Below are 1734 nucleotides of genomic sequence, written 5' to 3' on the forward strand. Positions count from 1 at the left end.
CTTTCTTTTTCAGCTAAAACTTGACAGTTTTCACAGAGCGTGTTAAGTTGAAAACCATTACAATAAACTAAAAATCTAGATAAATACTATCTAAAAATAAGTAGGCAACGTAAAAAATATGTAAGAGATACATATTGCGTAATTTGGTCTAACGACTTAAACGTCTATGAAACATTTAGATAAAAAAGTATCTAGTTAAATAGATTTTGAAAAGGTACGGTGGGGCACACCGAAACCTAGGTCGAAGACCAAATACGCTTGTGGAGAGGCGACCTCTATTTTTCCTGGCTCCGGCCTGGTTAAACAAGTCACCGCATTGAAGCAAGAATCCCCGTCCTTCCAGGGCGGGGAGTGTCAACTGGGTTAACTGAATTAGACGGTATGGTCTAGTTAACGATAGTTCAAGACCTAGATCAACTTGAATCAACAGAAAAATAATTTTTCATTTCAATGTCAGGCTTCCTGTAGCCACACTAAAGCAAGAGCTGGGGTGTTTGTGACCCCCCATGGTGTGGTGGAAACTCCCAGGTTTATGCCAGTAGGCACCCTAGCAACGGTAAAAACTCTAACACCAGCCCAGTTAGAGGTAGCTGGGGCCCAAATGGTTTTGGCTAATACCTATCATCTCCATCTGCAACCGGGAGAAGCCATCATTAAACAAGCGGGTGGGCTGCATCGATTTATGGGTTGGCACGGACCAATCTTGACTGATTCTGGTGGCTTTCAGGTGTTTAGCTTGAGTCAGCTCCGTACTATTACCGAAAAGGGGGTGACGTTTCGATCTCCTCGGGATGGGCGGATGATTGATCTAACCCCAGAACGGTGTATGGAAATTCAGCATGCCTTGGGAGCAGATGTGATCATGGCATTTGATGAGTGTCCCCCCTATCCAGCTGAGCGAACTGAGGTGGAATTAGCAACTCAACGAACCTATCGCTGGCTCAAACGCTGTATTGTTGCCCACAATCGCCCTGATCAACAAGCTTTGTTTGGTATAGTTCAGGGTGGGGTGTACCTAGATTTGCGTCAAAAAGCTGCCGAATCCTTGGTCGAGTTGGATTTACCAGGTTATGCCATTGGTGGTGTCAGTGTAGGGGAACCGCCTGAATTGATTCACCAAATTGTCCAGACAACTGCTCCATTACTGCCATGGCATAAGCCTCGTTATCTGATGGGGGTCGGTACCTACAGGGAAATGGTTTTAGCGATCGCATCTGGGATAGACTTGTTTGACTGCGTTATTCCCACTCGCCTGGGACGTCATGGTACTGCCTTAGTGCAGGGGGAACGCTGGAACTTGAAAAATGCCCGGTTTCGGGAAGATTTTTCCCCCTTAGATGCCAGTTGTCCTTGCTATTGCTGTCAGAATTTCAGTCGTGCTTATCTGAACCATTTAGTGCGATCGCGTGAATCTCTAGGCTATATGTTACTCTCTCACCACAATGTGACTGAGCTAATTCGGTTTACTCAAGCGATCAGGGCAGCCATCTTAAGTGATCAATTCACTACACAATTTGCTCATTGGCTGTTCACTTCATGTTAAGATACATGTCAATTATTAAATCTGTGTTGGAAAGGAAGATTTAAGATATGGAAGCTGCACTCCTGTTAGGAACATTACCCGAAGCTTACTCTATTTTTGGTCCAGTGGTGGACGTTCTACCAGTCATCCCTGTGTTCTTCTTGCTGCTAGCCTTTGTCTGGCAAGCCGCCGTGGGTTTCCGGTAAACTTCT

General features: G+C 45.3%; 2 protein-coding genes. Both read left to right on the forward strand.

Annotated elements, in window-relative coordinates; genetic code table 11:
• Nucleotides 1-418 precede the first annotated feature (418 nt).
• Nucleotides 419-1543 (forward strand): tRNA guanosine(34) transglycosylase Tgt, encoded by a 1125-nt coding sequence (gene tgt / locus F6K49_RS46040; protein ID WP_293109055.1) that lies wholly within the window; start codon nucleotides 419-421, stop codon nucleotides 1541-1543.
• 47 nt (nucleotides 1544-1590) lie between these two features.
• Nucleotides 1591-1728 (forward strand): photosystem II reaction center protein K, encoded by a 138-nt coding sequence (locus F6K49_RS46045; protein ID WP_008177837.1) that lies wholly within the window; start codon nucleotides 1591-1593, stop codon nucleotides 1726-1728.
• The last annotated feature ends 6 nt before the right edge of the window (nucleotides 1729-1734 follow it).

This window comes from Moorena sp. SIO3I6 (assembly GCF_010672095.1).

What these genes read in the sequence shown, in the direction of transcription:
- F6K49_RS46045 (WP_008177837.1), top strand. Translation starts at nt 1,591, where the DNA reads ATGGAAGCTGCACTCCTGTTAGGAACATTACCCGAAGCTTACTCTATT.